The sequence below is a fragment of the Mycobacterium sp. 852002-51613_SCH5001154 genome, from assembly GCF_001667425.1.
Lineage (GTDB): Bacteria > Actinomycetota > Actinomycetes > Mycobacteriales > Mycobacteriaceae > Mycobacterium.
In genome coordinates, this window is sequence record NZ_LZII01000083.1 from 209,385 (window position 1) to 234,435 (window position 25,051).

Annotated in this window: 23 protein-coding genes; 13 read left to right on the forward strand and 10 right to left on the reverse strand. The window is 66.8% G+C overall.

From position 1 onward, the window contains the following. Nucleotides 1–143 precede the first annotated feature (143 nt). Both A5750_RS22840 and A5750_RS22845 read right to left on the reverse strand, forming a co-directional pair. Nucleotides 144–761 carry a hypothetical protein gene (locus tag A5750_RS22840; protein WP_066952271.1) on the reverse strand — a complete coding sequence of 206 codons (618 nt, stop codon included), beginning with the start codon at nt 759–761 and terminating at the stop codon, nt 144–146. Between the two features lie 43 nt (nt 762–804). Further along, nucleotides 805–3,240, reverse strand: a complete 2,436-nt coding sequence (locus tag A5750_RS22845) for a glycogen/starch/alpha-glucan phosphorylase (protein WP_066952656.1) — start codon at nt 3,238–3,240, stop codon at nt 805–807. Between the two features lie 277 nt (nt 3,241–3,517). Here A5750_RS22845 and A5750_RS22850 point away from each other — a divergent pair, with 277 nt between their 5' ends. After that, nucleotides 3,518–4,402: an alpha/beta fold hydrolase gene (locus tag A5750_RS22850; RefSeq protein WP_231989285.1), complete on the forward strand. Its 885-nt coding sequence runs from the start codon at nt 3,518–3,520 to the stop codon at nt 4,400–4,402. 2 nt (nt 4,403–4,404) lie between these two features. On the opposite strand, the gene A5750_RS22855 is transcribed toward A5750_RS22850, so the two are convergent. Then, nucleotides 4,405–4,728 (reverse strand): multidrug efflux SMR transporter, encoded by a 324-nt coding sequence (locus tag A5750_RS22855; RefSeq protein WP_066952274.1) that lies wholly within the window; start codon nt 4,726–4,728, stop codon nt 4,405–4,407. Nucleotides 4,729–5,063: 335 nt separating this feature from the next. Here A5750_RS22855 and A5750_RS22860 point away from each other — a divergent pair, with 335 nt between their 5' ends. The 5 genes from A5750_RS22860 to A5750_RS22885 all read left to right on the forward strand — a co-directional run bounded on the left by A5750_RS22860 (nt 5,064) and on the right by A5750_RS22885 (nt 9,371). After that, nucleotides 5,064–5,987, forward strand: coding sequence for an alpha/beta hydrolase (locus A5750_RS22860; protein ID WP_066952276.1), 924 nt, complete (start codon nt 5,064–5,066; stop codon nt 5,985–5,987). After that, the gene (locus tag A5750_RS22865; protein ID WP_066952278.1) at nt 5,984–6,421 is read left to right on the forward strand and encodes a DoxX family protein; all 438 of its coding nucleotides are present in this window, start codon (nt 5,984–5,986) and stop codon (nt 6,419–6,421) included. Before A5750_RS22860 ends, A5750_RS22865 begins: the two co-directional genes overlap by 4 nt. Nucleotides 6,422–6,469: 48 nt before the next feature. Continuing rightward, nucleotides 6,470–7,270: an SDR family NAD(P)-dependent oxidoreductase gene (locus A5750_RS22870; protein WP_066952658.1), complete on the forward strand. Its 801-nt coding sequence runs from the start codon at nt 6,470–6,472 to the stop codon at nt 7,268–7,270. After that, nucleotides 7,271–8,230 (forward strand): phosphotransferase family protein, encoded by a 960-nt coding sequence (locus tag A5750_RS22875; protein ID WP_066952280.1) that lies wholly within the window; start codon nt 7,271–7,273, stop codon nt 8,228–8,230. It begins immediately after the preceding gene. Between the two features lie 484 nt (nt 8,231–8,714). After that, nucleotides 8,715–9,371 (forward strand): MspA family porin, encoded by a 657-nt coding sequence (locus tag A5750_RS22885; protein WP_066952660.1) that lies wholly within the window; start codon nt 8,715–8,717, stop codon nt 9,369–9,371. Here the strand turns inward: A5750_RS22885 and A5750_RS22890 are convergent. Beyond that, nucleotides 9,368–10,663, reverse strand: a complete 1,296-nt coding sequence (locus A5750_RS22890; RefSeq protein WP_066952284.1) for an acyl-CoA dehydrogenase family protein — start codon at nt 10,661–10,663, stop codon at nt 9,368–9,370. The genes A5750_RS22885 and A5750_RS22890 overlap by 4 nt on opposite strands. Nucleotides 10,664–10,692: 29 nt before the next feature. After that, nucleotides 10,693–11,475, reverse strand: coding sequence for an enoyl-CoA hydratase/isomerase family protein (locus A5750_RS22895; RefSeq protein ID WP_067265907.1), 783 nt, complete (start codon nt 11,473–11,475; stop codon nt 10,693–10,695). A gap of 342 nt (nt 11,476–11,817) precedes the next feature. On the opposite strand from A5750_RS22895, the gene A5750_RS22900 reads away from it, so the two are divergent. Next, the gene (locus A5750_RS22900; RefSeq protein ID WP_231989286.1) at nt 11,818–12,480 is read left to right on the forward strand and encodes a sensor domain-containing protein; all 663 of its coding nucleotides are present in this window, start codon (nt 11,818–11,820) and stop codon (nt 12,478–12,480) included. Between the two features lie 326 nt (nt 12,481–12,806). Then, nucleotides 12,807–13,763: an LLM class F420-dependent oxidoreductase gene (locus A5750_RS22905; protein WP_066952290.1), complete on the forward strand. Its 957-nt coding sequence runs from the start codon at nt 12,807–12,809 to the stop codon at nt 13,761–13,763. Here A5750_RS22905 and adhE read toward each other — a convergent pair. Further along, nucleotides 13,748–16,381 carry a bifunctional acetaldehyde-CoA/alcohol dehydrogenase gene (adhE, locus tag A5750_RS22910; RefSeq protein WP_067265910.1) on the reverse strand — a complete coding sequence of 878 codons (2,634 nt, stop codon included), beginning with the start codon at nt 16,379–16,381 and terminating at the stop codon, nt 13,748–13,750. The genes A5750_RS22905 and adhE overlap by 16 nt on opposite strands. Nucleotides 16,382–16,545: 164 nt before the next feature. On the opposite strand from adhE, the gene A5750_RS22915 reads away from it, so the two are divergent. Continuing rightward, nucleotides 16,546–16,740 carry a ferredoxin gene (locus A5750_RS22915; RefSeq protein ID WP_066952295.1) on the forward strand — a complete coding sequence of 65 codons (195 nt, stop codon included), beginning with the start codon at nt 16,546–16,548 and terminating at the stop codon, nt 16,738–16,740. Here A5750_RS22915 and A5750_RS22920 read toward each other — a convergent pair. Then, nucleotides 16,733–17,407, reverse strand: coding sequence for a response regulator transcription factor (locus A5750_RS22920; protein WP_197505507.1), 675 nt, complete (start codon nt 17,405–17,407; stop codon nt 16,733–16,735). The genes A5750_RS22915 and A5750_RS22920 overlap by 8 nt on opposite strands. A 36-nt stretch (nt 17,408–17,443) precedes the next feature. On the opposite strand from A5750_RS22920, the gene A5750_RS22925 reads away from it, so the two are divergent. The 3 genes from A5750_RS22925 (at nt 17,444) to A5750_RS22935 (ending at nt 21,266) form a co-directional block, all read left to right on the forward strand. Then, complete coding sequence (locus A5750_RS22925) at nt 17,444–18,730, forward strand: sensor histidine kinase KdpD (protein ID WP_231989287.1); 1,287 nt, start codon at nt 17,444–17,446, stop codon at nt 18,728–18,730. A 135-nt stretch (nt 18,731–18,865) separates the two neighbouring features. After that, nucleotides 18,866–20,143, forward strand: coding sequence for a cytochrome P450 (locus A5750_RS22930; protein WP_067265915.1), 1,278 nt, complete (start codon nt 18,866–18,868; stop codon nt 20,141–20,143). A 16-nt stretch (nt 20,144–20,159) separates the two neighbouring features. Then, entirely contained in the window at nt 20,160–21,266 is a 1,107-nt protein-coding gene (locus A5750_RS22935) for an NDMA-dependent alcohol dehydrogenase (protein ID WP_067265918.1), read from the forward strand. Between the two features lie 125 nt (nt 21,267–21,391). Here the strand turns inward: A5750_RS22935 and A5750_RS22940 are convergent, their stop codons facing one another. Next, the gene (locus A5750_RS22940; RefSeq protein ID WP_067265921.1) at nt 21,392–22,222 is read right to left on the reverse strand and encodes an oxidoreductase; all 831 of its coding nucleotides are present in this window, start codon (nt 22,220–22,222) and stop codon (nt 21,392–21,394) included. A gap of 138 nt (nt 22,223–22,360) precedes the next feature. Between A5750_RS22940 and A5750_RS22945 the strand changes: the two genes are divergently transcribed. Next, nucleotides 22,361–22,825, forward strand: coding sequence for a cyclic nucleotide-binding domain-containing protein (locus A5750_RS22945; protein WP_067265923.1), 465 nt, complete (start codon nt 22,361–22,363; stop codon nt 22,823–22,825). Between the two features lie 14 nt (nt 22,826–22,839). On the opposite strand, the gene A5750_RS22950 is transcribed toward A5750_RS22945, so the two are convergent. Together A5750_RS22950 and A5750_RS22955 are read right to left on the reverse strand one after the other, a co-directional pair. Further along, entirely contained in the window at nt 22,840–23,505 is a 666-nt protein-coding gene (locus A5750_RS22950; RefSeq protein WP_066952307.1) for a nitroreductase family protein, read from the reverse strand. A gap of 7 nt (nt 23,506–23,512) precedes the next feature. Then, nucleotides 23,513–25,042 carry an Hsp70 family protein gene (locus A5750_RS22955; RefSeq protein WP_067265926.1) on the reverse strand — a complete coding sequence of 510 codons (1,530 nt, stop codon included), beginning with the start codon at nt 25,040–25,042 and terminating at the stop codon, nt 23,513–23,515. Nucleotides 25,043–25,051: the final 9 nt, after the last annotated feature.

Genomic DNA, 25,051 nt, shown 5'->3' on the forward strand with positions numbered 1-25,051 from the left:
CCTTGCGGTGGACCTTGAAAACGTCCACTGTCGACCCCGGTGCACCCGTTTCGGGCCGATTCGCTGCCGGTGGCGCCACCGGTTAGTTGTCGACGGCGCGGACGGTTGACGGCCAGCGGAGTGCCGGATCTTCCCAGCTGTTACTAGGTCTGGCTTTGGTCGATGTACCCGCGGGGGAGCACCGAGAAGTCAACGCACGCCGCTGCCAGGACGTCGCCCAGGTGTGGACCGGCCGGCGCGGCGAGGGTGAGCATCGCACCCGCCGATGGTGCCTTCAGGGTCGCCACGTTGCGGTTGAACAGCAACTGGATGGCTTCGGATTCGATGTCGCTCCAACCGGTGTGAACGGTCATCAGGGTGAGGACGCCGAGCGCCTCGCCGGACGGCGACAATAAGCGATGATGCCAGGCGCCGTCGGCCTTGTGCCCGGTGTGCGGCCGCACCTCCGCCAGCACGGTGCCGCCACCATCTTCCAGTCGTGCCGCGCCGTCGGCGGGGACGATTTTTCCCACCGGGGTGCCGCGGTTGGTGATGGTGGTCGTTCCGGCCACCGCGATTCTGAGTTCATCACCGCTGGCAGCGGACAGTGTGTACTCGCCCTTGCCCCCGTTCTTAAAACCGAAGAGCACTGCGGCACCGCCCTTTTGCTGGGCGCGCGCCAGTTCGGTGCCATCGGGGGTCGCGAGCTCGACGCGCAACGCGTTAGATGTCGACCTCGTCAGCCGCGCGAGGACCACCGTTGCATCGCCCAGAATCGGCATGGCGAGATCGTAGGCCCGGGCGCGGCGATTATCAGCCGCTTTCTCACATCTTGACGGTGAGCGGCCACACGTTCCAGATGTCGTCGCAGTACTCGGTGATCGCGCGGTCGGATGAGAACTTGCCGCTACGGGCGGTATTCAGGATGGACATCTTTGTCCACGACTCCCTGTCCTGCCACGCGGCGCTCACCTGTTCCTGGCAGTTCACGTAGGCCGCATAGTCGGCGCACACCAGGAAGGGGTCGTCATGGCGCAGGTTGTCCACCAGGGGCCGGAAAACCTCGGTGTCGCCGCGCGAGAACGTGCCGCCGGCAATCAGGTCGAGCACCGCACGCAGCTCGTCATTGCCCTCTATGTAGTCGCCCGGGCGGTATCCGCCCGCCTTGACCGACTCGACCTCCTGCTCGGTGAGCCCGAACAGGAAGAAGTTCTCTGGGCCCACCTCGTCGCGCATCTCCACGTTCGCGCCGTCGAGCGTGCCGACGGTAAGGGCGCCGTTGATCATGAACTTCATGTTCCCGGTGCCGGACGCTTCCTTGCCCGCCGTGGAGATCTGCTCGGACAGGTCGGCGGCCGGGTAAATCATGTGGGCGTTCTGCACGTTGAAGTTCGGCACGAACGCCACCTTCAGGAACCGGTTGACGTCCGGGTCGGCGTTGACGGTTTCCCCAACGGCGTTGATCAACTTGATGATCCGCTTGGCCATGAAGTATCCGGGCGCGGCCTTGCCGCCGAAGATGAAGGCCCGCTGCGGAATCGACAGCCCCGGGTCCTGCTTGAGCCGGTGATACAGCGCCACGACGTGCAGCACGTTGAGATGCTGACGCTTGTACTCGTGGATGCGCTTGACCTGGACGTCGAACATCCAGTCGGGATTGAGCTCGACGCCGGCCACCGAGCGGATGTATTTGGCGAGGCGCGCTTTGTTGTTGCGTTTGATGTCGCGCCATTCGCGACGGAAAGCGGCGTCGTCGACGAATGGCTCGAGACCGCGCAGGCGCCCGAGATCGGTCAGCCAGCCGTCCCCGACGGTGCGGTCCAGCAGTTCGCGGAGCCCGGGATTGGCCAGCGCCAGGAAGCGGCGCGGCGTCACGCCGTTGGTCTTGTTGCTGAACCGCTCCGGCCACAGCTCGTAGAAGTCTTTGAGCACACTGCTTTTGAGCAACTCGGAGTGCAACGCGGCGACACCGTTGATGGCGTGGCTGCCGACGGTGGCCAGGTGCGCCATCCGGACGTTCTTGCCGCCGTTCTCGCCGATGAGCGACATCCGGCTGACCCGCGCCTCGTCGCCCGGGAAGCGCGCACGCACCTCGTCGAGGAATCGGCGGTTGATCTCGTAGATGATCTCGAGGTGGCGCGGCAGCGACTCGGCGAACAAATCCAGCGGCCAGGTCTCCAATGCCTCGGGCAGCAGGGTGTGGTTGGTGTAACCGAACGTCGCCACCGTGATTTCCCACGCCTCATCCCAGTCCAGCTGGCGTTCGTCGACCAGCAACCGCATGAGCTCGGCCACGCCGATCGATGGATGGGTGTCGTTGAGCTGCAAGGCAAACCGCTGGGGGAGCTCCTTGACGGAAACGTCGGCGAGATCGTCCATGATGTGCAGCACATGCTGCAGCGAGCAGGACACGAAGAAGTACTGCTGCAACAGGCGCAGCTGTTTACCCGCCTCCGGCTCGTCGTTCGGGTAGAGCACCTTGGTAACGGTCTCCGACATGACCTCGTCCTCGACCGCCCCGTAGTAATCGCCGGTGTTGAAGGCCTCCAAAGCGAACGACTTGACGGCCCGCGCGCTCCACAACGTCAGCACGTTGCACGTGTTGACGCCGTAACCCTGGATGGGCGTGTCATAGGCCACCCCTTTCAGCACCCGCCCCGGCACCCATTGGACGCGGTCGTGGCCGGCGTCATCCGTGTCGTGAGCGGCGTAGCCGCCCCACTTGACCACGTAGTTCACGTCGGGTTTCGCTATCTCCCAAGGGTTTCCGTGGTCCAGCCAGTTGTCGGTCTGCTCAACCTGCCAGCCGTCGTGGATCTCCTGATCGAAAATGCCGAACTCGTAACGGATTCCGTAGCCGATCGCCGGCCGCTCCAGGGTGGCCAGCGAGTCCAGGTAGCACGCGGCGAGCCGGCCGAGGCCGCCGTTGCCCAAGCCCGGCTCCTCTTCGCAGGCCAGGACCGTGTCCAGGTTCTGGCCCATCGCCGACAGTGCGTCACGGGCGGCCCGCTCCATGCCCAGATTCAGCAGGTTGTTGCCCAGCTGCGGGCCCATCAGGAATTCCGCCGACAGGTAGCAGGTCACCTTCCGGCCGAGATCGAGTGAGGTCTGCGTCGAGACCACGCGTCGGTCCTGCATCCGGTCGCGCACGGCCAGAGCGAGCGCCCGGTAGTAATGCTCGGGCCGCCGGGCCGCGGCCGGGCGGCCGATCGAGTAGCGCAGGTGGTCGTTGATGGCGCGCTGCAGCGCGGCCGCGCTCATCCCGGTGCGGGAGTGCTCAATCAGATCCGCCCGGGCGGGGCTGGTGGGGGAGAGCCCATCGGAAGGTGTCTGCTCGACATCGGTCATGGTGGGTCCTATCCCTCGAGGTTGCCGCAATCAACCTGTCCGCCCCGGGGCGGCAGACCGTCAGTCTGGCAGCGATGTTTGCACACCAGGCGCGCAGTTGAAGGCTGTTACGTAAACACCAGCTCACGGGCCGGCGACGGTATGGCGTTGAGGTCAGAAGAGCATAGCGGTGGCGGGAATGGAGCGCCGTGTGTCTCAAAGCGAGGGGCAGCGCGACCACGAATCCGAATATGTTTCGACCATGTGGAACGTCGACGGATGCAACGTGTTCGGCGAGGCTGCCGGCACCGGCGAGCCGGTCCTGCTGCTGCACGGCTATCCCCAGAGCGCGTCCTGCTGGCGCCACCAGATCAAGGCGCTGGCCGACAGCCATCATGTCGTGGCGCCGGACTGGCCCGGCTTCGGCCGGTCCGCTCCACCGGCGACCGCACCCACCTACGACGAAGAGGTAGAGCGGATCGAACGATTCGTGGCGGAGTTGGGATGGCAACGGTTCAACCTGTGCGCCCACGATTACGGTGGCTTCATCGGACTCGGCTATGCCATCCGCCATCCCGAGCGGGTGCTGCGACTCGCTCTGTTGAACACCCGCGCACATGGCACCTTTCGCCCGTGGTTCTACCGCTTCTCGCGGGGCCAACACTGGATCGCTACCCACCCGCCAGCGTCTCGCGCCGCACAACATCTTCCGCTGGCGGCGCTGCACCATTTAGCTCTGGCCCGGTACCGAAGGCTCGGCTGTTTCGACACCGCGCTGGAAGCCGAGTACCTGGGCTGGATGAATTCGCCGGAGGGAAAGCGCACGTTCTGGAACTTCTTCGCGCACTATCCGGTGCCCATCGTCCCGTGGCTCGCGGAGGGACTCGGGACGATACGGTGCCCGGTCGCCGTAATCTGGGGTGACCGCGATCCCTATATCCCGTTCAGCACCGCGCGCGAAATGGCCGAGTCCGTTCCGCACGCCACGCTGGTTCGGCTGCGCGGCGCCGACCACTACGTCATGGAGGAACGCCCCGACGAGGTGACCAGCGCGCTGGTCAGTCTGCTGGGTGCACCGTTGACGGCCCACACCTAGCGTCAGTGTGCGCCGGACAGGTTCAGCGTCAGCACGCCGGCGATGATCAGCCCGACCCCGACGATCTTGGCGACCGAGATCGTCGAGCCGAGAAACAGCACGGCGATCAGCACGATCAGGGCCGTACCGATTGCCGACCACAGCGCATAGGCGACGTCCGTTTGCATGCCGCGCGAGATCGACAGCGCCAGGAGCGCAAATGAGATCGCGTAACCCGTCAGGCAGACGACCGTCGGCCACAATCGGGTGAAGCCTTCCGTGCTCTTGAGCAGGCTGGTCGCGGCTACTTCCGCAAGAATGGCGCAGAGAAGTAAAACGTATGTCACGAAATCTCCTTGGGCGGGCGACGGGCGGACGGCAGATGGAAGCTAACCCGAGGACGATTCATTGGGGTTGTGGGCCTTAGCTTCGTCTGCAACTCGGCCCTTCGGTGGCTGAGTTCCTTCACCCGCTGCTTGACCTGCGCGGCTCGTCCCGAAGGATTCGATTGCCCACGGGGGAAAGTTCGGCCATCACCAATCCATTCCACGAGCCAACGTCTTAACCGCCCGATATAAGCGATTATGACGCTAGGCCGGTACAAATGGCGCCACCGCGAAGACACTGCGTGGTGGCCCGTTCGGCTCTGCCACCCAGAGGAGGATAACGACATGGGCGTCCGATGAACCCTTCCGCGCGGCCGTTGAAGTTTGATGTCGGCGACGTCATCGGTGAGGAAGCGTCGCTGGCCGCGACGTACTATCCCGCGCGCACCGGTGCGCAGACGCCGGCACTATTGGTCTGTCTGCCTGGAGGTACCTACAGCCGCGACTACTGGGACCTGCGCATCCCCGGTCAACACGGGTACAGCTTCGCCGACTTCGCCACCGGGAACGGCTACGCCGTCGTCACCATCGACCCCCTGGGCACCGGCGAAAGCTCCCAACCCGCACGTGATTTCGGCTTCACCGACATCGCCGCCGCGCTCGCTCATGCGGTCTCCGCGTTGCCTGACGTAACGGGAATCCAAGCACCCCCCGTGGCAATGGCCCATTCCCTCGGCGGCTACCTCGCGATCACGCAACAAGCACTGTTCTCCAGCTTCGCCGCACTGGCCCTGCTCGGGTGCACCAATCAACACGTGGCGCCGCTGAACCTCGATCCGGAATTCATCGCCCGGTCGGCAACCGCGCAGGGACGCGCCGAGCTCGCCCGGCAGATCCTGTCCGCTCTGCCGCAGCCCTATTTCGAGGGTCCGCGCGAGCACTTGCAGAGCTGGTTCCACCTTGCCGATGTTCCCGCCGACGTCGTGGCCGCGGACTGCGTCGTCGCAAAATCAATGGTGCCGCGCGTGTTCGGCACCGCCATGATCCCCGGGGTCGTCGCTGAACACGCCGCGCTGATCGATGTCCCGGTGTTGATCGGGTACGGCGTCGTCGACGTCTCACCGGACCCACGCGCCGAGGCCGGTGTCTATCGCAGCTGCCCGGACATCACCACCCTGGTGCTGGGCGACAGCGCGCACTGCCACAACATGGCGGCGGGCCGGCATCGCCTTTGGCGGCGTCTGCTCGACTGGGCTGCGACCGTAACCTTTCGATCGTGACAAAGGATTTCGAACGGCGGCTCGGTCGCCACACGCCGGCGGTGCTGAGTGTGTTTCGGGCCGTATACGGATTGCTGTTCGCGGCCTACGGCTCGAGGAGCCTGTTTGACTGGCCCGTCCCTTCGCCCGTTCGCGTCGAGTTCGGTTCCTGGCCCGGCTGGTACGCCGGGTTGATCGAAGTCGTCGCGGGTCTGCTGATCGCGACCGGCCTGTTCACCCGGGCCGTCGCGTTCGTGGCCTCGGGGGAGATGGCGGTCGCCTATTTCTGGATCCATCAGCCGCAAGCGCTCTGGCCCGTCGCCGATCCGCCGGCGGGCAACGGCGGCGGGCTGGCGATCCTCTTCTGCTTCGCGTTCCTGCTGCTGGTGTTCACGGGCGGCGGGAACTACTCGATCGATGCCTTGCGCAGGACGGCACTTCCCCTCGGCGGATGATAATGGCATTCTCTGATACGGAGAAGCCATTTCCGTAGGAGGCCGATGATGAGCGCTGACCGACGGTGCGAAGGGATGGTGGCCCTCGTCACCGGCAGCAGCCGGGGGCTGGGCAAGGCGATCGCCGCACGGCTCGCCTCGCGAGGTGCCACGGTCGCGCTGACCGCCCGCACGATGGACCCCGACCCCAAATACCAAGGGTCGCTGAGTCAAACCCTGGACGAGGTTGTGGCCGCCGGCGGGAAGGCCGTCGCGGTCCAAGCCGATCTGTCCCAGTCCGCGGAACGCGAACGGCTTTTCGCGGAGGTGGTCGGCGCCGTCGGCCCCCCGGACATCCTGGTCAACAATGCGGCGGTGACCTTCCTGCGGCCCCTGGACGCGTTTCCCGAACGGCGGGCCCGCCTGATGATGGAGATGCATGTTCTGGGCCCACTGCAGTTGAGCCAACTGGCGATCCCGGCGATGCGCGAACGCGGGCGGGGCTGGATCCTGAACGTGACCTCGGTGGGCGGCGATCTGCCGCCGGGACCGCCGTTCTCGGAATTCGACCGCACCGCGGGCTTCGGGATCTACGGGACGGTCAAGGCCGCGCTCAACCGGCTGACGAAAAGCCTTGCGGCCGAGCTGTACGACGACGGCATCGCCGTCAACGCCGCCGCTCCCAGCAATCCCGTGGCCACGCCCGGGGCCGGCACCCTCGACCTGGCCAAGACCGACACCGAGGACATCGAACTGATCACCGAGACGGCCTATCGGCTGTGTACCGGTGACCCGAAGACCCTGACCGGGCGCATCGCGCACACCCAGCCCTTCCTCGCCGAGGTCGGCTGGACCAAGCCCGCCGGCTGAATGGCCGAGCTCGAGCCGGACCAGTTGCGGCGACGACTGGACGGCGCCGGCGTGACCGGAGTCGCGCCGCTGTCCGGGGGGGCCTCCAGTCTCACGTTCGGGGGCGCCATGGAGGACCGGCCGGTGGTGATCAAGGTTGCTCCGCCCGGTGTCGAGCCCGTCGCGCATCGCGACGTGCTCCGGCAGGCGCGCATCATCAAAGCCCTTGCCGGAACACGGGTTCCGGTGCCCGAAGTGCTGTGGGAGGACCGGGGAGAACCGCCGCACACGCCGCCCTTGTTCGTCATGTCACGCGTCGAGGGCGACTGCGTCGAACCGCTTTTCGATGGTTGTGCCGATTCTCCCGGCCTTCGCGACCGGTACCGCAACGCGTGCCGCGTCATGGCCGCGCTGCACGGTCTGTCACCGAGTGAGCTTGGCCTGGACGGTGAACCGATTGTCGACGCGGTCGCCGAGGTCCGGCGGTGGTCCGAAACGCTGGGGACCGTCGACGCGGCGCTGGTGCCCGAGTGGCCCGGGGTGCGCGACGCGCTGTTGGGTTGCGCGCCAACGGCTATCAGGCCGAGCGTGGTGCATGGCGATTTCCGGCTGGGCAACCTGATGGCCGCTGGCTCCCGCATCAACGCGGTAATCGATTGGGAAATCTGGTCGGTGGGCGATCCGCGTATCGACGCCGGCTGGTTTCTCATCAACTGCGACCCGGACACGTACCGGCGCGTTACCGGCTCAGCGGGGATGGTGCCGCCCGTCGGTGAGCTCGCCGAGATCTACCAGGAAGAGCTGGGCCGCGAGGTCACCGACTTGGCCTGGTTCAGCGCGCTGGCGTGCTTCAAGTCGGCGGCGACGTGGTCGCTGATCGTCAAGCACAATCGGCGGAGGCGCACACCACGAAAGGAATTGGAAGACATGGCGGCAACACTCCCGAGGCTGCTGGATCGGGCGCGGTCACTGCTGGATTAACGGGTCACCCGATCAGCTGCAGTTGGCGTGGAGATTTTGGCACCACATTCCGACGCCACCCCAGTCACCCGACGAGCCGACTGAATCTTCGTATGGGTTCGTCATTGTGGTCGGGTACTGGATCTGCCATTCGTCGATCGTCGGGATGTCGTCCACCTGGCCCGGGTCCGGAGACGCGAGCGCTATTCCCACCGCCATTCCGGTGCCGCCCGTCAAAGCTGCAAGGGCCGTCAAACCCACGACGAGTAGAGCAGCAAATCTAGGTTTCATCGTCGCGGCCTTCCGTCGTCTGCCTGAACCGCCGGCTAACAGGCTCAATCCTACCTTCGGCGCCCATATCGCATAAGAGTCACAAAGACACAACAACTCTGATCGGCCGCCCGGCAAATTTCGCGACTCGAAACGGCACGTGCGTACGTTGGCGTGCGTGAGGCCGGTTGCCGTGGTCGTTCGTCGCGCGCTGGTGGTGGCCGTTTGCCTCGTCATGTCTGTGGTCACGGCGCCGGCGGCGGCCGCTGATCCTGAGGACGGTCCCGAGGTCGAGCCTGCCGCTGCAGTTTCGGCACCGGCCGAGGGGGCGGTGCCCTCGAATCCCCCCGTCATCCTCAACACCCCGGACGGCTGGACCCTGGGGCTGGGCGCGAAGGACGAGTCGCAGGTTCCGGTGGCACCGCTGACCACGTCCGTCGCGTCGCGCGAATACATGGCCAGCGGCATCTTCGTCGGCTCGCTGAGAGGATCCGAAGAGCCCCACGGCGTCCTGGAAGTGGGCTATCAGATCGGCTGCGGGATCGACATGAGCACCTCCAACGGCGTGATCATGGAGGGCGGTGTCGGCATCATCCCCGGCGTCAGCCCCACCTTCGACACCACCGGTACATTGCCGCCCCTGCTGCCGTTCGTTTCGACTCCGATGAACGGCGTGATGAGCATCGGAATGAAACCCGGCCTCGTCCTCACGGTGCCGGTGATCAAGAAACAATTCAAGGGTGCCAATCCCTGGGTCATGATCAGCAACTTCCACATCAAGATCGACGGGTGCGTGGGCCAGTCGTTCATCCGCTCCTATGCGGTGCTGACCCGGATGACCGACCTGTCCGACGTGGTGCTGTCGTACGTCGGCGTCACCAAATCGGTTTAACCGCGGGGGATGCCGGCCAGCCTGTCGGCGAACTTCGCCTCCGCGGCCGCGCGCAACCGCAGTAGGTGCTCGGACGGAAACAGGTCGGGTGCCGGCTCGCGGTCCTTCAACAGCAAGCGGGCCAGCGTCACCTTGTGCACCTCGGTCGGTCCGTCGGCAAGCCCCAGCACGAACGACTCCACCAAGTACTGCACGAACGGCATCTCGTGCGTGGTGCCCAGTGATCCGTGCAGTTGCAGCGCCCGCGACGACACGTCGTGCAGCACCTTCTGCATCATCGCCTTGACCGCCGAGATGTCCGCCCGCACCGCCTTGTAATCGTTGAATTGGTCGATTTTCCAAGCGGTTTGCAGCGTCAGCAGCCGGAAGGCCTCGATCTCCATCCACGAGTCGGCGATCATCTCCTGAACGAGTTGCTTGTTGGACAGCACCTCACCCTGGGTGTACCGCGACACCGCCCGCTCGCAGAGCATGTCGAAGATCCGGCGGACCAGCCCGACGGTGCGCATCGCGTGGTGAATCCGCCCGCCGCCCAAGCGGGTTTGCGCGACCACGAAGGCCCCGCCCCGCGGACCCAGCATGTGATTGGCCGGCACGCGCACGTTCTCATAGCGGACATAGCCCTCGCGCCCGCCGCCGACCGGCTGGTAGCCCAGGCCGACGTCGCGCAGCACGTTGATGCCCGGGGTATCGCCGGGAACGACGAACATCGAATAACGCTGATACGGCGGCGCGTCGGGATCGGTCATGGCCATCACGATGATGAAAGATGCCATCGACGCGAATGACGAAAACCACTTCTCGCCGTTGATGACCCAGTGGTTCCCGTCGGGTACAGCGGTGGTGCGGAAGACCTTAGGGTCGGCACCGCCCTGCGGCTCGGTCATCGAAAAGCAGGACACGATCCGATTGTCGAGCAGTGGCTCGAGGTAGCGGGCCTTGAGTTCCGGGGTGCCGTAGTGCGCCAGGATTTCGCTGTTGCCCGAGTCGGGAGCCTGGGAGCCGAAGACGATCGGCGCGCATTCCGACCGACCCAGAATCTCGTTGAGCAGCGCCAGTTTCACCTGGCCGTAGCCCGGGCCGCCCAGATGCGGACCGAGGTGGGTGGCCCAAAGGCCGCGGTCCTTGACGATCTCTTGCAGCGGCGGGATCAGGGCCTGGCGGACCGGATCGTTGAGGTCGTGCGACTCCTTGACGATCAGGTCGATCGGTTCGCACTCCTCGCGCACGAAGTCCTCGACCCACTTGAGTTGCTGTGCCCACTCGGGATCGGTGGAGAAGTCCCACGCCATGCGGCGTCCTTTCTAGGTTGCTGACTCCGTCACGACGTCCATTTCTTGCGGCGCTCGGCCGCCTCGTCGGTGGCGTGCGAAATCACCTGGTTGCGGTTCTCCAGCTCGAGCGCCGCGGAGAGACTCGCGGCGTCGGTGTTGACCTGGAGGGCGCGCTTGGTCAGTTGCGCGCCCAGCGGGGCATGGCCGGCTATCAGCGACGCCAACTCGACGGCCCGCTCCGCTAACCGATCCGGTTCGAGCACCTCGCTGACCAGGCCGCGCCGATCGGCTTCGGCGGCCGGCACGGTGCGGCCGGTGAGCATCCAGTCGGCGGCCACGCTGGTGCCGACGATGCGCGGCAGGTGGTAGCTCATGCCCATCTCGGCCCCGGAGAGCCCGAGCAGGATGGCGGCGTTGCCGAATGATGCGCTCTGCGAACAGATTCGGATGTCGGCCGCCAGGCATAGCGCGAGGCCGGCTCCCACGCAGGGTCCGTTGACCGCGGCGATCACGGGTTGCGGCAGCGCACGGACGGCTTCCACCAGGCCCGCCATCCGCTCCTGGAAGCGCATCCGCTCCAGCGCGGGTGCGGTGGCCTCCAGCATCGATGGGCCGAAGTCCCGCACGTCGATGCCGGCGCAAAAGCCTCGCCCCGCGCCGGTCAGCACCACCGCACGCACTGAGCGGTCGGTGGCCAAATCGGCCAGCGTCTCACGCAATTCGGTTTGCATCGCCTCGTTGATGGCGTTGAGCTGCTTCGGGCGGTTCAGGCGCAGCACGACGACACCGTCGCACGGCCGATCGCGCTCCAGCGCGCCCGGCGCGCTCACACCGGCTCGATGACGGTCGCCGTGCTGGAGCCCGTCCGCTCGGCCGGCGCGGTGAGGCGGCGGACAGACACGGCCCGCCAACGTGAGGCGAGCGGCCCTCCGTCGGGGCGGCCTCGGCCGCGCGGCGCGCGTAGCGCATCGAGGATCGAGGCGTCGATGACGACTCCCATCGTTCGGGCGCGGTACCTGACAGGACACGGTCATAGTAATCCGTCTCTCGATCTTGGAGAACTCTATTCTCCGAGCCGGCGAAGCGATTCTCCCGCGCCCCCGCATAGGCTTGGTGACCATGCAGGGGTGGGGTGAAATAGGCCGATGAGGTTAGCGGGCAAGCGGCATGCGGTGTCGATCCTGGTGCTGTCCGCGCTGACAGCGGGATGCACCGTGACCACCGACGGGAGGGTGGTTGCGGCTCCGACGTTGGGTCATGCCCCGCAACCGCTGCCGACCGGCGCGCTGTCTGGATTGCTGCTCGATACCGGTGATGTGGGCTCCATCATGGATGCTCACATGGAAGTCGTGGCTTCCGCCGACACGATGTACACCAACCGTCCCCTCGAGGATGGATGCTTGGTCTGGGCCGAAGCACAGGATTACTCCTACCAAGGCAGCGGCTGGACAGCTGTGCGCGTTCAGGAGCTGAAGGACCACCGCGATCGTGCGGACCACATCGCCTACCAGGCGGTGGTGGCGTTTCCTGGGGCTATGGCCGCCCATGACTTCTATGCAAGCCAGGTGACCGGCTGGGCCAACTGCGATAACCGGCGTGTCGATCTGCATGACCCGAGCGACCCGAACCCTCATTACTGGTCGCTGACTAAGGCCAGCGTCGAGGACGGCGTCTTGGCGATAACTCGGGTTCAAGAAGAGGGTGGGGAGGGCTGGGCGTGCCAGCGGGCGTTGACGACCGCGAATAACGTTGTCGTCGACGTGAGCGCCTGCGCCGATCACATCGGCGATCGGGGTGCTCAGATCGCCAAACGGATCGCAAAAAAGATCCCGTAGAAGCGAGCCCTGCCGAGGGGAATCCGGCGTCGAGCACATCGGTGCGTCCAATCCGTCCCGGCTCGGCGGCGAAAGCGTTTGCAACATATTGGTTTTGGGGAGACCCGGCGGTTGGGTGCGCGAGGATGCGGTTGGCCCCAAGCCGCCTCGGTCGCGAATCGGGGCGTAGCTGTGCGCTCTGCGAAACAACCAGTCCGACAGGGACATTGGGCTGGGTGGTCGCGCTGCGGCGCCGGGCGCGCGAGCGGACGGGTCCCCGCGGTGTACAGCGGATCAACAGCGAAGACGGTGCATAACCGGGCGCGCAGCGGGGTAGCCCGCACGGCATGACGAAGATCGGATACTTTCTGTCCTGCGAGCAATACAGCCCCAAGGAACTCGTGGACCAGGCCAAGCGTGCGGAGGCGGCCGGGTTTGACGCGCTGTGGATCTCCGACCACTTTCACCCTTGGAACGACGAGCAGGGCCAGAGCCCCTTCGTGTGGGGCGTCATCGGGGCGCTCTCCGAGGTGACGTCGCTGCCCGTCAGCACCGCCGTCACGTGCCCGACGATCCGGACGCACCCGGCGATCATCGCGCAGGCGTCCGCCACCGCCGCCGTCCAACTCGACGGCCGCTTCGTGCTCGGGGTGGGCAGCGGCGAAGCGCTGAACGAACACATCCTCGGCGACCCGTGGCCGTCGGTGGGCGTGCGCCAGGAAATGCTGGAGGAGGCGGTCGACGTGATCCGCCTGCTGCACCGCGGCGACGAGGTGAGCCACCACGGCAAGCACTACGAGGTGCAGGAGGCCCGCATCTACACGCGACCCGACCAGCCGGTGCCGATCTACGTCTCCGGCTTCGGCCCGCAGGGCGCGGAGCTGGCCGGACGCATCGGGGACGGCTTCGTTCTGGTGATGCCGGATGCCGGCCTCGTCAAGACATTCCGTGAGTCCGGCGGCGGCGACAAGCCCGTGCAGGGCGGCGCCAAAGTCAGCTGGGACAAGGACGCCGACACCGCGCTGAAGGCGGCGCACCGGCTGTGGGGTAACGACGCGCTGCCCGGACAATCGGCGCAGACCCTGCCGCGCCCCAAGGACTTCGCCGCCCTGATGTCTCTCGTCACGCCGGACCAGGTTGCCGAAGCGGTCACCTGCGGGCCGGACCCCGACACCCATGTCGCGAAGTTGCGGGAGTATCTCGACGCCGACATCGACGAGGTGTATGTGCAGCAGGTCGGCCCGGACATGGACGGGTTCTTCGCCGCGTACGAGCGTGACGTGCTGCCTCAGCTGCGCGGCTGAGGTTGTGCTTCGGCATCGCCGTAGAAGGCCACCCGAAGCAGCGTGGAGATCTCGCTGACCAAGGGCATCCGCGGATTCGTGCGGTTGCTGAGGTCCTCGAAAGCCGTCATCGCCAACGCCGGTAGCGCCTCCAGGTACTGCTTCTCGTCGACGCCGCACTCGCGCACCGATCGAGGCATGTTCAGTCGGTTCAGCAGATCATCGACCCCATGAAACAACCGGCCGCGGGATTCGTCTGGTTCATGGCCGCCGAAGATCAGCTGACCGAGCTGTGCGTATTTGTCCGGGGCCACGTAGGCGGAATAACCCGGCGCGGGCATGAACTTGCTGGGCAGACTTGCGTTGTAGCGCAGTACGTGCGGCAGGAAGATACCGTTCGCCCGGCCATGCGGGATCTCGAATCTCGCCCCGACCGCATGGGCGAGCGCATGATTCGTCCCGACGAACGCATTCGAAAAGGCAAGCCCGGCAAGGGTTGCCGCATTGGACATGTCAGTGCGCGCCGATAGGTCGTCGGGGTCGTCGTATGCCCTCGGCAACGCATCGAAGATCAGTCGCGCCGCCTGGGCGCACAACGCATCCGTATACGGCGACGCGAAGATCGAGACGGCCGCCTCCAGCGCATGGGTCAGCGCGTCGATGCCGGTGTCGGCGGTCAGTGTCTGCGGCATCGACGAGGTGAGGACCGGGTCGACGACCGCGAGGTCAGGCACCAGGCTGTAGTCGACGAGCGTCTCCTTCTTTCCGCGCACGGTCAGCACCGCGGCCGGTGAGACTTCCGATCCGGTACCCGATGTGGTTGGGACAGCCACCAATTGGACGCGATGGCGGTCGACCGGATAGTCGGCCACGCGCTTGCGCGGGTCGAGGAACGGCATCGTCAACTCGTCGAGACTCTTCTCCGGGTGTTCGTAGAACAGGCGGATCGCCTTGCCGGCGTCCAGCACCGAGCCGCCGCCCACGGCGACCAGCAGATCGGGTTGGACCCGCTGCAGCATCGCGACACCACGGCGGATGGTCCTCTCGTCGGGCTCCGGTGTCACCTCGTTGAACACCTGCACGTGTGGGGCGCGCAACTTGCCGCGCAGCGCCTCGACCACACCGCGCTCTTCGGTCTGGACGTCGGTGATCACCACGACGGTTTCGCATTCGAGCTCGCGCAAGTTGTCCAGTGCGCCTTCGTTGAAGTAGGTATTGGACGGGACACGGAACCACTGGGGCGGGGTACGGCGCCGCGAGACGGTCTTGATGTTCAGCAGCTGCCGATAGTTGACGTTCTCCGTCGTGCTGGAGCCGCCCCAGGTGCCGCAACCCAGCGAGAACGTCGGTGTCAGGTTGTTGTAGACCCCGCCGAGGGCTCCGACCGCAGTGGGCGCGTTCACCAGGATGCGGCCCGTGCGAACCGCCAGACCGTATGCCTCGATGACGTTCTCGTCGTTGGCGTACACCGCCGACGTGTGACCCAGCCCCCCATGCTCGGTGACCAGGACGGCCACGTCGATGGCGTGCTGTACGCCGCGTGCGCGCACCACGCCGAGCACCGGCATCAGCTTCTCCTGCAACAGGGGATGCGAAGCGAGCTCGTCCAAGTCGGCGGGTAGCTGTGCCAGCAGCACCTTCACGGTCGGCGGCACGTTGAAGCCGGCTCGGGCGGCCAGCTCCGACGCCTTCTGCCCAACGGCCTCGTGCGAGATCTTGTCGCCGCAGCCAAAGGCGAACTCCGCCACCGCCGTGGCCTCGCCGGGGGTGAGCACTCGGGCGCCCATCCGCTCGAACTCGGCGATCACCTCGTCGTATACCTCGTCGTCGATGATGCAGGTTTGCTCGGCCGGGCAAATGACCGAGGAGTCAAAGGTTTTCGAGATCAAGATGTCGACGACCGCGCCTTTCAGGTCGGCCGTCTTGTGAACGTAGATGGGCGCGTTGCCGGGACCGACCGACAGCCCCGGCTTTCCGGCCGAATTCGCCAACGCGACGATCTTCGGTCCGCCGGTCACCCAGATGAAATCGACCTTGGGATGCTTGAACAGGTAGTGCGTCACCTCGTGCGCGGCGTCGGGAATGACCTGCAGCGCCCCGGGCGGCATCCCGGCCGCTTCGGCCGCGGTGCGGAGGATTTCGAGGCTGCGTTCGCAGCAGCGCACCGCATACGGTGACGGCCGGAAGAGGATCGCGTTGCGGGTCTTGGCGGCGACGATCGCCTTGAACAGCACCGTCGAGGTCGGGTTGGTCACCGGGGTGATGCCCAGCACCACCCCGATCGGCTCGGCCACGTACGCAATGTTGTGCTCGACGTCCTCCTCGACGACTCCCACCGATTTCTTGTCGCGCAAATAGTCGTGCAGGAACTCGGTGGCCACATAGTTCTTGACGACCTTGTCCTCGAAGACGCCGAAGCCCGTCTCCTCGATCGCCACGCTGGCCAGTTCGCCGGCCGCGCGGAGTCCGGCACGCACCATCGCCTCGACGATCGCATCGACCTGCTGCTGATCGAGCTTGCGGAAGTCTCGGGCCGCCTCGGCCGCCGCGTCGACGATCGCATCGACTTCGCGGATGCGCTGTTCTGTGACGGCGGGCGCTTCGAGGGACGAGGCGGTCTGAGTTCGGGTAGTGGTCATGATCGGGTTTCGGCTCAGGAAGGGAACGCTAAGGGTCTCCAGAATGAGCAGATGCTGCGTCGTCCGCCTAGGGCTGAAAGGCCCTGGACTAGCTGGCCCGGCCAGGCCACATCTGGCGCGGGCGGACCGTCCGCGGTGCCCCGGAGGGGCCGATACTGGCGATCATGCGCATCACCGTCGACTACGACCTCTGCGAGGGGCACGGGCAATGCCTGCTGGCGGCTCCCGACGTGTTCGACATTCCCGACGGTGCCGAACAGGTGGTGGTGCTCGAGCCGGACCCGCCCGAAGCCGACCGCGAACGGGTGATTCGGGCGGCCGCGATGTGCCCCGCGCAAGCGATCCGGATCCTCAACTGATCCGACCGGTTTCGGCAACGTCATCGAGCAACCGGTAGCGCCCGGCCAACGCGGCAGCGGCGATGCGGTTGTTGACTCCGAGTTTGTGCAGCAGCCCGGCGACCATGCGTTTGGCGGTGCGCTCCGACACCAGCATCCGCTGGGCGATGTCACCGGTCTCCATGCCGGTCGCGAGCAGCGTCCACAGTTGGAAATCCTGCGCGCTGAGGCTGTCCAGCAGCTCGGACGGCGGCTTGCGGGTGTTGCTCAGCAGCCCATCGAGCAGGGCGCCGTCGACGACCCGCAACCCCTCGGCGATCGTCCATAGTGGCCCCGCCAGCGCCTCCGGCCTGGCGGTTTTGGGCAGAAAACCGTCGGCTCCGGCCCGCAACGCCTCTTCGGCCAGCCCCAGGTCGTCGGTCCCCGAAAGCGCCAGGATCCGGGTCTTCGGGTGGCGCGCCTTGATGTGCCGGATGGCGGCGACCCCGCCCAGGGGAGGCATCGACAGGTCGATGATCGCGACATCGGCGTCGCAGCGAGCCACCAGGTCGGCGGCCTCTTCCACGTACGTCGTCTGGCCGCCGACGGTGAACAGTTCGCCCCATTCGCGGGTGAGCAACAGGGCCAGGCCCTGCGCGAACAGCTCATGGTCGTCGACGATCACCACGACAAACGGCGAACGAGTCATTGCCGCGATGCTAGCCCGAACCCTATGGTCAGCTGGGTGAGACCGCTCGATCGAACGGACTTCGACGGCGAGGACTACGGGCTGGCCCGCATCGTCGTCGCGGTGCGGGTCGCCGTGGTCATCTCAATCGGGGTGCTACTGGCGATCGGACCCCAGTGGGTCCGGCAGCACACCGCGGCCACGGTCGCGGTGTTGGGCGTCGCGATGCTCTACGCGGCCGTCGTGATGGCCTATCCGCAGCTGGAGGTGCGGCGCACCAGGTACGCGTGGCTGGTCACCGGCTTCGATTCGGCGTTCACGCTGGCGCTCATCGCCTTGAGCGGCGGCGTCTACAGTCCGGTGGTAGCGGTGCTGGCGCTGGCGGTCATCGCCTCGGCGGCGCGGCTGTCGTTCGGTGAAACCTTGTTGGTCGCAATCCTTTTGGGCGCCGCCTATGTTCCGGTGGCGCTGACTTCGTCGCCCGGACTTCCGGTCGCCGCGGCTCCGGCCCTACTGGCGGGGTGGTCGGCGGTGTATCTGATCTTCGTCGCGATCATCACCGCGGGGCTCTCCGCGCTCGCCGAACGCGAACACCGTTCCCGGGTGCGGGCGCTGGTAGAGGCCGAGACCGAACACGCTGCCGCCGAAGAGGAACGCGACCTGCGGGCCCGCCTGCTGCGCTCATACCAGTCGCAACAGGACGGACTTCAGGTGCTGGTGCACGAATTCCGCACTCCCGTCACGTCTTTGGAGGCGCTGACCGAGGCACTGACTTCGCAGCGGGCAATGTCGCAGGCCGACCGGGAAACCAGTCTGCAGCTGGTGGCCCGCCACGTCCACCACCTGGCCGACATGCTCGACGCGCTCTCCGACGTCGCGCTGAGTCGCCGGCCGACATTCTCGACTGGGCGGGTCCGTCGCGTCGACGTGGCCGACCTCATCGTTGCCGCCGCCGACGCCGTCGGTCTGGCGGCGCCGCGGTTGCGGCTGAGCGTCAGTGGCGACGTCGGCGCCGTGGCCGTGAACGCCCAAGGGCTGCGCCGGCTGCTGACCAACCTCCTGGAGAACGCCTCCCGGCACGGCCGGCGTGAACCGGTCGACGTCACGTGCTCGCGGGAAGGCGACGAATTGGTCTGCGCGGTGGCCGACCGGGGGCCTGGGATCCCGGCCGACAGCCTGGGCGAGCTGACCACCAAGTACGTCAGCGTCGGCGGCCAACGTGGCACCGCCGGACTCGGCCTTTGGATTGTGCAGCAGATCGCCGAAGCGATGGGCGGACGGGTCGACTTCGCCGCGCGCGACGGCGGGGGCCTGGTGGCCACCTTCCGGGCACCGGTCGCCTGATCGCCGGTTCCGTGGGCTGGCCCGCGCAGGCCAGTGTTTGGCACTCGCGCCTGTGCCGCGCCGCCACCGCGCTGGCCAGCATGGGTGCTAACCGCGGTGACGTGCACCACTGCCCACCGCCAGAAAGGGCCCCCGATGACCACCGCACCCACGACCGCGCCTACCCATAAAGACATCGATCTGAGCGCCCGCGAGTTCTGGGCGAAACCCCCGGAACAGCGGGACGCCGCCTTCGCCGTCCTGCGCGCGGAGGACCCCGTGCCCTGGAGCCGCCCGGCGGAGTCGGATCTGCTGCCTCCCGAGCTCAACCCCAGGGGCTTCTGGTCCCTGACCAAACAAGAGGACATCCGGATGGCCAGCCGCCACCCGGAGATCTTCTCCTCGGCGCAGGGCATCACCATGGAGGACTTCGCCCCCGAGGCGGTGGAGATCGCCCAGTCGTTCATCGCCATGGACGCCCCGCGGCACACCCAGCTGCGCGGAATCACGACGGAGGCCTTCAAGCCCAAAAACGTGCGCCGCTTGGAAGGCTGGATCCGTGGCCACGCCCACGACCTGGTCAGCGAGATGGCGCACCTGGGTGAGGGTGACTTCGTCCAACTCGTCTCGGTCAAGCTGCCCGGCCGCATTTTCGGCAGCTTCTTCGGCCTGCCCGAAGGTGAACTGCGTGACCAGGCCGTCAGCGCCGCGCAGCGGCTCGTGGGCTGGACAGACCCGAACATTCGCGGCGAGCAGAGCGAACTCGAACTGTTCATGGGCGCCGTGATGGATCTGCACGCGGTGGCTACGGTCTTGATCCCCGAGCGGCGGGCCAACCCCGGCGACGACCTGATGACCTGGATGGTGCAGGCCGAGTTCGACGGCAAGAAGATGACCGACGACGAGCTGAAGGCCTTCTTCGTTTTGATGGGTGTCGCGTCCAACGACACCACGCGGCACGCCTCGGCCCACGCCATCGCCGCCCTCTCGAAATTCCCCGACCAGCGCGCCCTGCTCGTCGAGGACGTCGAGGGCCGGGTCGGCACCGCCGTCGAGGAGGTGTTGCGCTGGGGGTCGCCGCTGCTGCACATGCGCCGCACCGCCACCCAGGACATCACCGTGCGCGGCTCGGAGATCAAGGCCGGCGACAAGGTGGTGCTGTGGTACTACTCCGGCAACCGCGACGAGGAAGTCTTCGAAGACCCGCACTCGTTCAACATCTTGCGAAACCCGAACCCGCACATCGCCTTCGGCGGCGGCGGTCCGCACTTCTGCCTGGGCGCGGCGCTGGCGCGCACCATGCTCAAGGCGTTGCTGACCGAGGTCTACACGCGCATCCCGGACATCTCGGCACCGCGGCCCAATTACGCCCTGGCCAACTTCATCAACGGTGTCAACAGCCTGCCGGCGACCTGGACACCCGAGAAGCGCTGATCCCAAGGAGTTTTCGATGAAAACGAAAGCAGCGGTGCTGTGGGGGCTGCACCAGAAGTGGGAGGTCGAAGAGGTCGACCTCGACGGGCCCAAGGGGAACGAGGTCCTGGTCAAGATGGCCGCCGCCGGGCTGTGCCACTCCGATGACCACCTGATCACCGGCGACATGCCGATGCAGCTACCGGTCGTCGGTGGGCATGAGGGCGCCGGCGTCGTCGTCGATGTCGGCCCGGGCGTCACCGAAGTCGCCGAAGGCGATTCGGTGGCGCTGAGCTTCATCCCCGCCTGCGGCCGCTGCGAACCGTGTTCGCGCGGCATGAGCAACCTGTGCGTGCTCGGCGCCGCCATCATCGCGGGACCGCAACTCGACGGCACTTTCCGATTCCACGCGAAAGGCCAAGCGCTGGGCCAAATGTGCGTGCTGGGAACGTTCTCCGAATACACCGTGGTCCCACTGGCATCGGTGATCAAGGTCGATCCATCCACCGCGCTCGACACCGCCGCCCTGGTGGGATGCGGAGTCACCACCGGCTACGGCAGCATGGTGCGCACCGGCGAAGCGCGTGACGGCGACACGGTGGTGGTCATGGGCGTGGGCGGGATCGGCATGAACGCGGTGCAAGGCGCGCGGATCGCGGGGGCACGCGTGATCGTCGCGCTGGATCCCGTGGAGTACAAGCGGGGCCGTTCACTGGAGTTCGGCGCCACCCACACCGCGGCGACGGTCGACGAGGCGCAAGCCCTGATCACCGACCTGACGCGCGGCCAGATGGCCGACGTCTGCGTGGTCAGCACCGACTCGGCCGAAGGCGCGTATGTGGCTCAGGCGCTGAGCCTGGTCGGCAAGCGCGGCAGGGTGGTGATGACCGCGATCCCGCATCCGACCGACACGTCCGTCGCCATGTCGCTCTTCGATTTGACCCTGTACGAAAAGCAGGTTCGCGGTTCGCTTTTCGGGTCATCCAATCCCCGGCACGACATACCCAGGATGCTCGACCTGTACCGCGCCGGACGGCTGAAGCTCGACGAGCTCGTCACCCGGGAATACACCCTCGACGAGATCAACACCGGCTACGCCGACTTGCACGCCGGGGTCAATCTCCGCGGCCTGATCCGGTTCTGAAGCGGCCATGACCCTCATCACCATCGTCGTCATTATCGCTGCCCCGCTGGGCATCCCGGCCGGCGTCAGCGCCGCGCACCACGCCGCCGGCCGATGGAGGAGCTTCGCACGTTGGCGCCGCCGGATTACGGCCCGAAGTTAGTGCCGCTCGTCAGCCCTTCCCACTTCGCGATCTCAACCGCGCGCGCCTCCGCGACATAGCGATAAAGACCAAGAGCGTCCGGACCGAGAAGCAGGAAGCCGGGCGGCTCGTCGGATTCGACCGCCGCGATGATCGCGGTGGCCGCTTTGGCGGGGTCGCCCGCCTGGTTCCCGTGCATGGTGTCGTTCTCCTTACGGCGCTGCCCGGCGGTCGCGGCGTAGTCGTCGATGACGGTGGACGACTGGACGAGCGAGCGTCCGGCGAAATCGGTGCGGAACGCGCCCGGCTCGACGACGGTCACCGAAATGCCCAGCGGGGCAAGCTCACCGCGCAGAGCGCCGCTCATGCCTTCGATGGCCGCCTTGGCCGCCGCGTAGTAGCCGGAGCCCACCGGAGTCACCGCTGCGCCGATCGAGGAGATGTTGACGATCGCGCCGCTGCGGCGTGCCCGCATGCCGGGCAGGACGGCCTTGATCATGGCGACCGTGCCGAAGAAGTGCGTCTCGAACAGCGTGCGCACATCGGCGTCGTCGCCCTCCTCGACCGCGGCGCGGTACCCGTAGCCGGCATTGTTGACCAGTACGTCCGGGACGCCGAACCGGGCGTGGGCCTCGCGCACCGCCGAGGCGACCTGTGCGGGGGCGGTGACGTCGAGGGCGACGGCGAGCACCCGCTCGGGCGCGGCCGAGGCCAGGTCGGCGACCTTCGCGACGTCGCGCGCGGTGACGACGGCGTTGTGACCGGCCCCGATGACGGCCTCGGCAAGCGCGCGACCGAGTCCGGTCGAGCAGCCGGTGATGAACCAGGTGGACATTCGGATGGCTCCTTATCGCCGAGACGCAAGGCAGGGCTATGCCGTGGTAATTCTTCTCTTCGATCGCCGAACGTTGGCCTTCATCATCAACTATCGTCCGTCTTAAGGATTGATCGGCACCGGTGAAGGAAACAGGCAGTGCGGTCGCTAGAGGGCGTTCTAGCCAGACACCCGTTCTTCCGCGGGATGGACCCGCGCTATGTGCAGTTGGCGGTCGGGTGTGCGGCAAACCTGCGCTTCACCGCGGGTGAGTTGATCTTCCGCGAGGGCCAGCCCGCCGATCACTTCTACCTCATCCGCGCCGGCAGGATCGCGCTGGAAACCCCCGCGCTGGGCCGTGGCAGCTTGACGGTGCAGACACTCGGAGACGGAGACATCCTTGGCTGGTCGTGGTTGGTGCCACCGTACAACTGGCGGTTCGACGCGCGGGCGGTCGAGACGACGCGCGCCATCGGTTTCGACGGCAAGTGCCTGCGCGGCAAGTGCGAAGAGGACCACGAACTGGGGTACGAGCTGCAGAAGCGTGTGATCGCGGTTCTCGGAGAGCATCTCGATGCGACAAGGTTCCGCCTGCTGGACATCTACGCCGATGTCATCGAATAGGGACGGACAGCCCCTCAGCCCTCGAACGCCGGACCATCGAAACGGTCGCGAGTGATGAATTCCCCGACCGGGCGGCGGCGCAGCTTGGTCGGCTGGCGCACCGGTTTGCCAAGGGGCACAACCGCGGCGAGCGCGTGCAGGTCGGGGATTCCCAGCAGCCGGCGGACCCGGTCCTCGGCCGCGATGGCCATGGTCGTGATGGTGCCGCCGTACCCCTCGCTACGGGCGGCCAGCAGAATGTTCCAGATCAGCGGGTAGACCGACGCGCCGCCGGCCAGGCCGACGCGGTCCAGGTCCTGATCGATGGATGCGACGACGGTCAGGTCGACCGAAACCACAAGAACGACTGGCGCTTTCGCGATCGGCGCGACGAAAGTGTCGGGGATCTCGGTCTGGTCGATGACGTCCTGCGGCACGCCGCTGGGATGGATTGAATTCCAAGGGTTTTCACCCGCCTGCAGCTGGGCGTAGTAGCGCCGGGCCGCGGTCACGCCCAGCTCGGCGAGGCGGCGACGGGTGTCTGGGTCGCGCACCACGGTGATGTGGGCGCCCTGCCGGTTGCCCCCGCTCGGGGCGAACCGGGCGTTGTCGAAGATGCGCCACAACACCTCGTCGGGCACCGGGTCGTCGGTGAAGTCGCGCGCCGCGAACGTCGTCCGCATGACGTCGTACAGCTCCATGGCCGCGTCACGCGCTCGCGGAGGCGCGGCGCTCCAGGCGGAAGGTGCGTTTGAATCCGGCCGGCTGCGTCGTCAGGGTCACTTCGACCGCACCGCTCGGCGTGATGACGTACCGTTCCTCGACATCGGGCCCGTCCCGCCACCGGCCGACGGGCTGGCGCCCGAGGTCGTCGCGCCCGTGCAGGGCCGGGTCGAACGGGAACAACACCGGATCGTAGGGCGTCACGTCGCCGTCGGGTCGGCCGTTGACCAGGCGGCTGCACTCGACGAACCGGAAGTGGCCGATGTTGTGCGCCGCCCGGTAGGTCCGCTTCACCACCAGCGGGGTGCGCCCATCGGCGGGCAATGAGACGTCCTTGCACACGATCGGGTCGAAGATGACACCGGCGCCGGCCTCGGCCTCGCGGAAAACGCCGAAGTTGCGCGAGAAGCGTTCGGCGAGTGCGAAATTTGATTCCTTGTCGAGGAAGACGGCCAGGCCGATCGCGGTGGCCGCGAAGGGGTGCGGTGAGCGTTTGACCCGCTTGTCGCCGAAGGCGGTGCGCAGCATCCGCGAAACGAGCGGGAAGCTTCCGGCGCCGCCCACGACGTAGATGCCGGCGACCTCCGACCAGGTCACGTCGGCGCCGCCCGGCGCCGGGTTGTGCAGGACGCGTTCGAGCAGCTTCATCGTCTTGTCGACCAGCGGCGCGCAGGCCGCATAGACGTCGTCGACCAGACACGAGAACGGGGGCCGGTCCGCCCCGTCGACGCCCGACAGGTCCACCAGGAAGCGGCGGGTCTGCGGACCCACGGCCTCTTTGCGTGCGGCGCACTCCTCCCGCAGCAGGTCGCGGGCGGCGTCGTCCACCCCGGAGAGCCGCGAACCGGCCAGGACGAGGTCGACGATCGCCTCGTCGAAGTCGTCGCCGCCCAGGCGCTGGATGCCCTCACTGATGACGACCTCGTTCGCGTGCCCGGTCATCTTGAGCAGCGACGCGTCGAAGGTGCCGCCGCCCAGGTCGTAGATGAGGACGTATTCCCGTTTGGCGGTGATCGTGGAGCGGTACCGGTGCGCGTATTCCAGGCTCGCGGCCGACGGCTCGTTGAGTAGCGCGACGACGTGGAACCCCGCCGCGACGAAGGCATCCAGTGTCAGCAGGCGCTGGGCGCTCGAGGCGTTGGCCGGCACGCTGATAGCGGCCTCGATGGTTTCCCCCGCGGTGAGGCTGGCGTTGGAGTGGCGCAGTAAGTCGCTCTTGAGCTGTGCCAGAAAGCCGGTGAGCAGGTCGGCCAGTCGATGGCTGCGGCCGGCCAGGCTCACCTCGGTCTGGGGCCCGGCGTCGTTGAGCAGACGTTTGAACGATCGCAACACCAACCACCCCGGGTCGTGGCGGACGGCGGCGGCCTCCGCGCCGAACCGCAAGTCCCCGGCGGCGTTGCCCGCAACGATCGACGGCCACGCGTCGACGCCGTCAAACGAGATGACGGGGTAGTTGCCTCGGTCGACGGCCGCAACGACAGTGTGTGTGGTGCCAAAGTCGATGCCGACTCTCATCGCGCAATC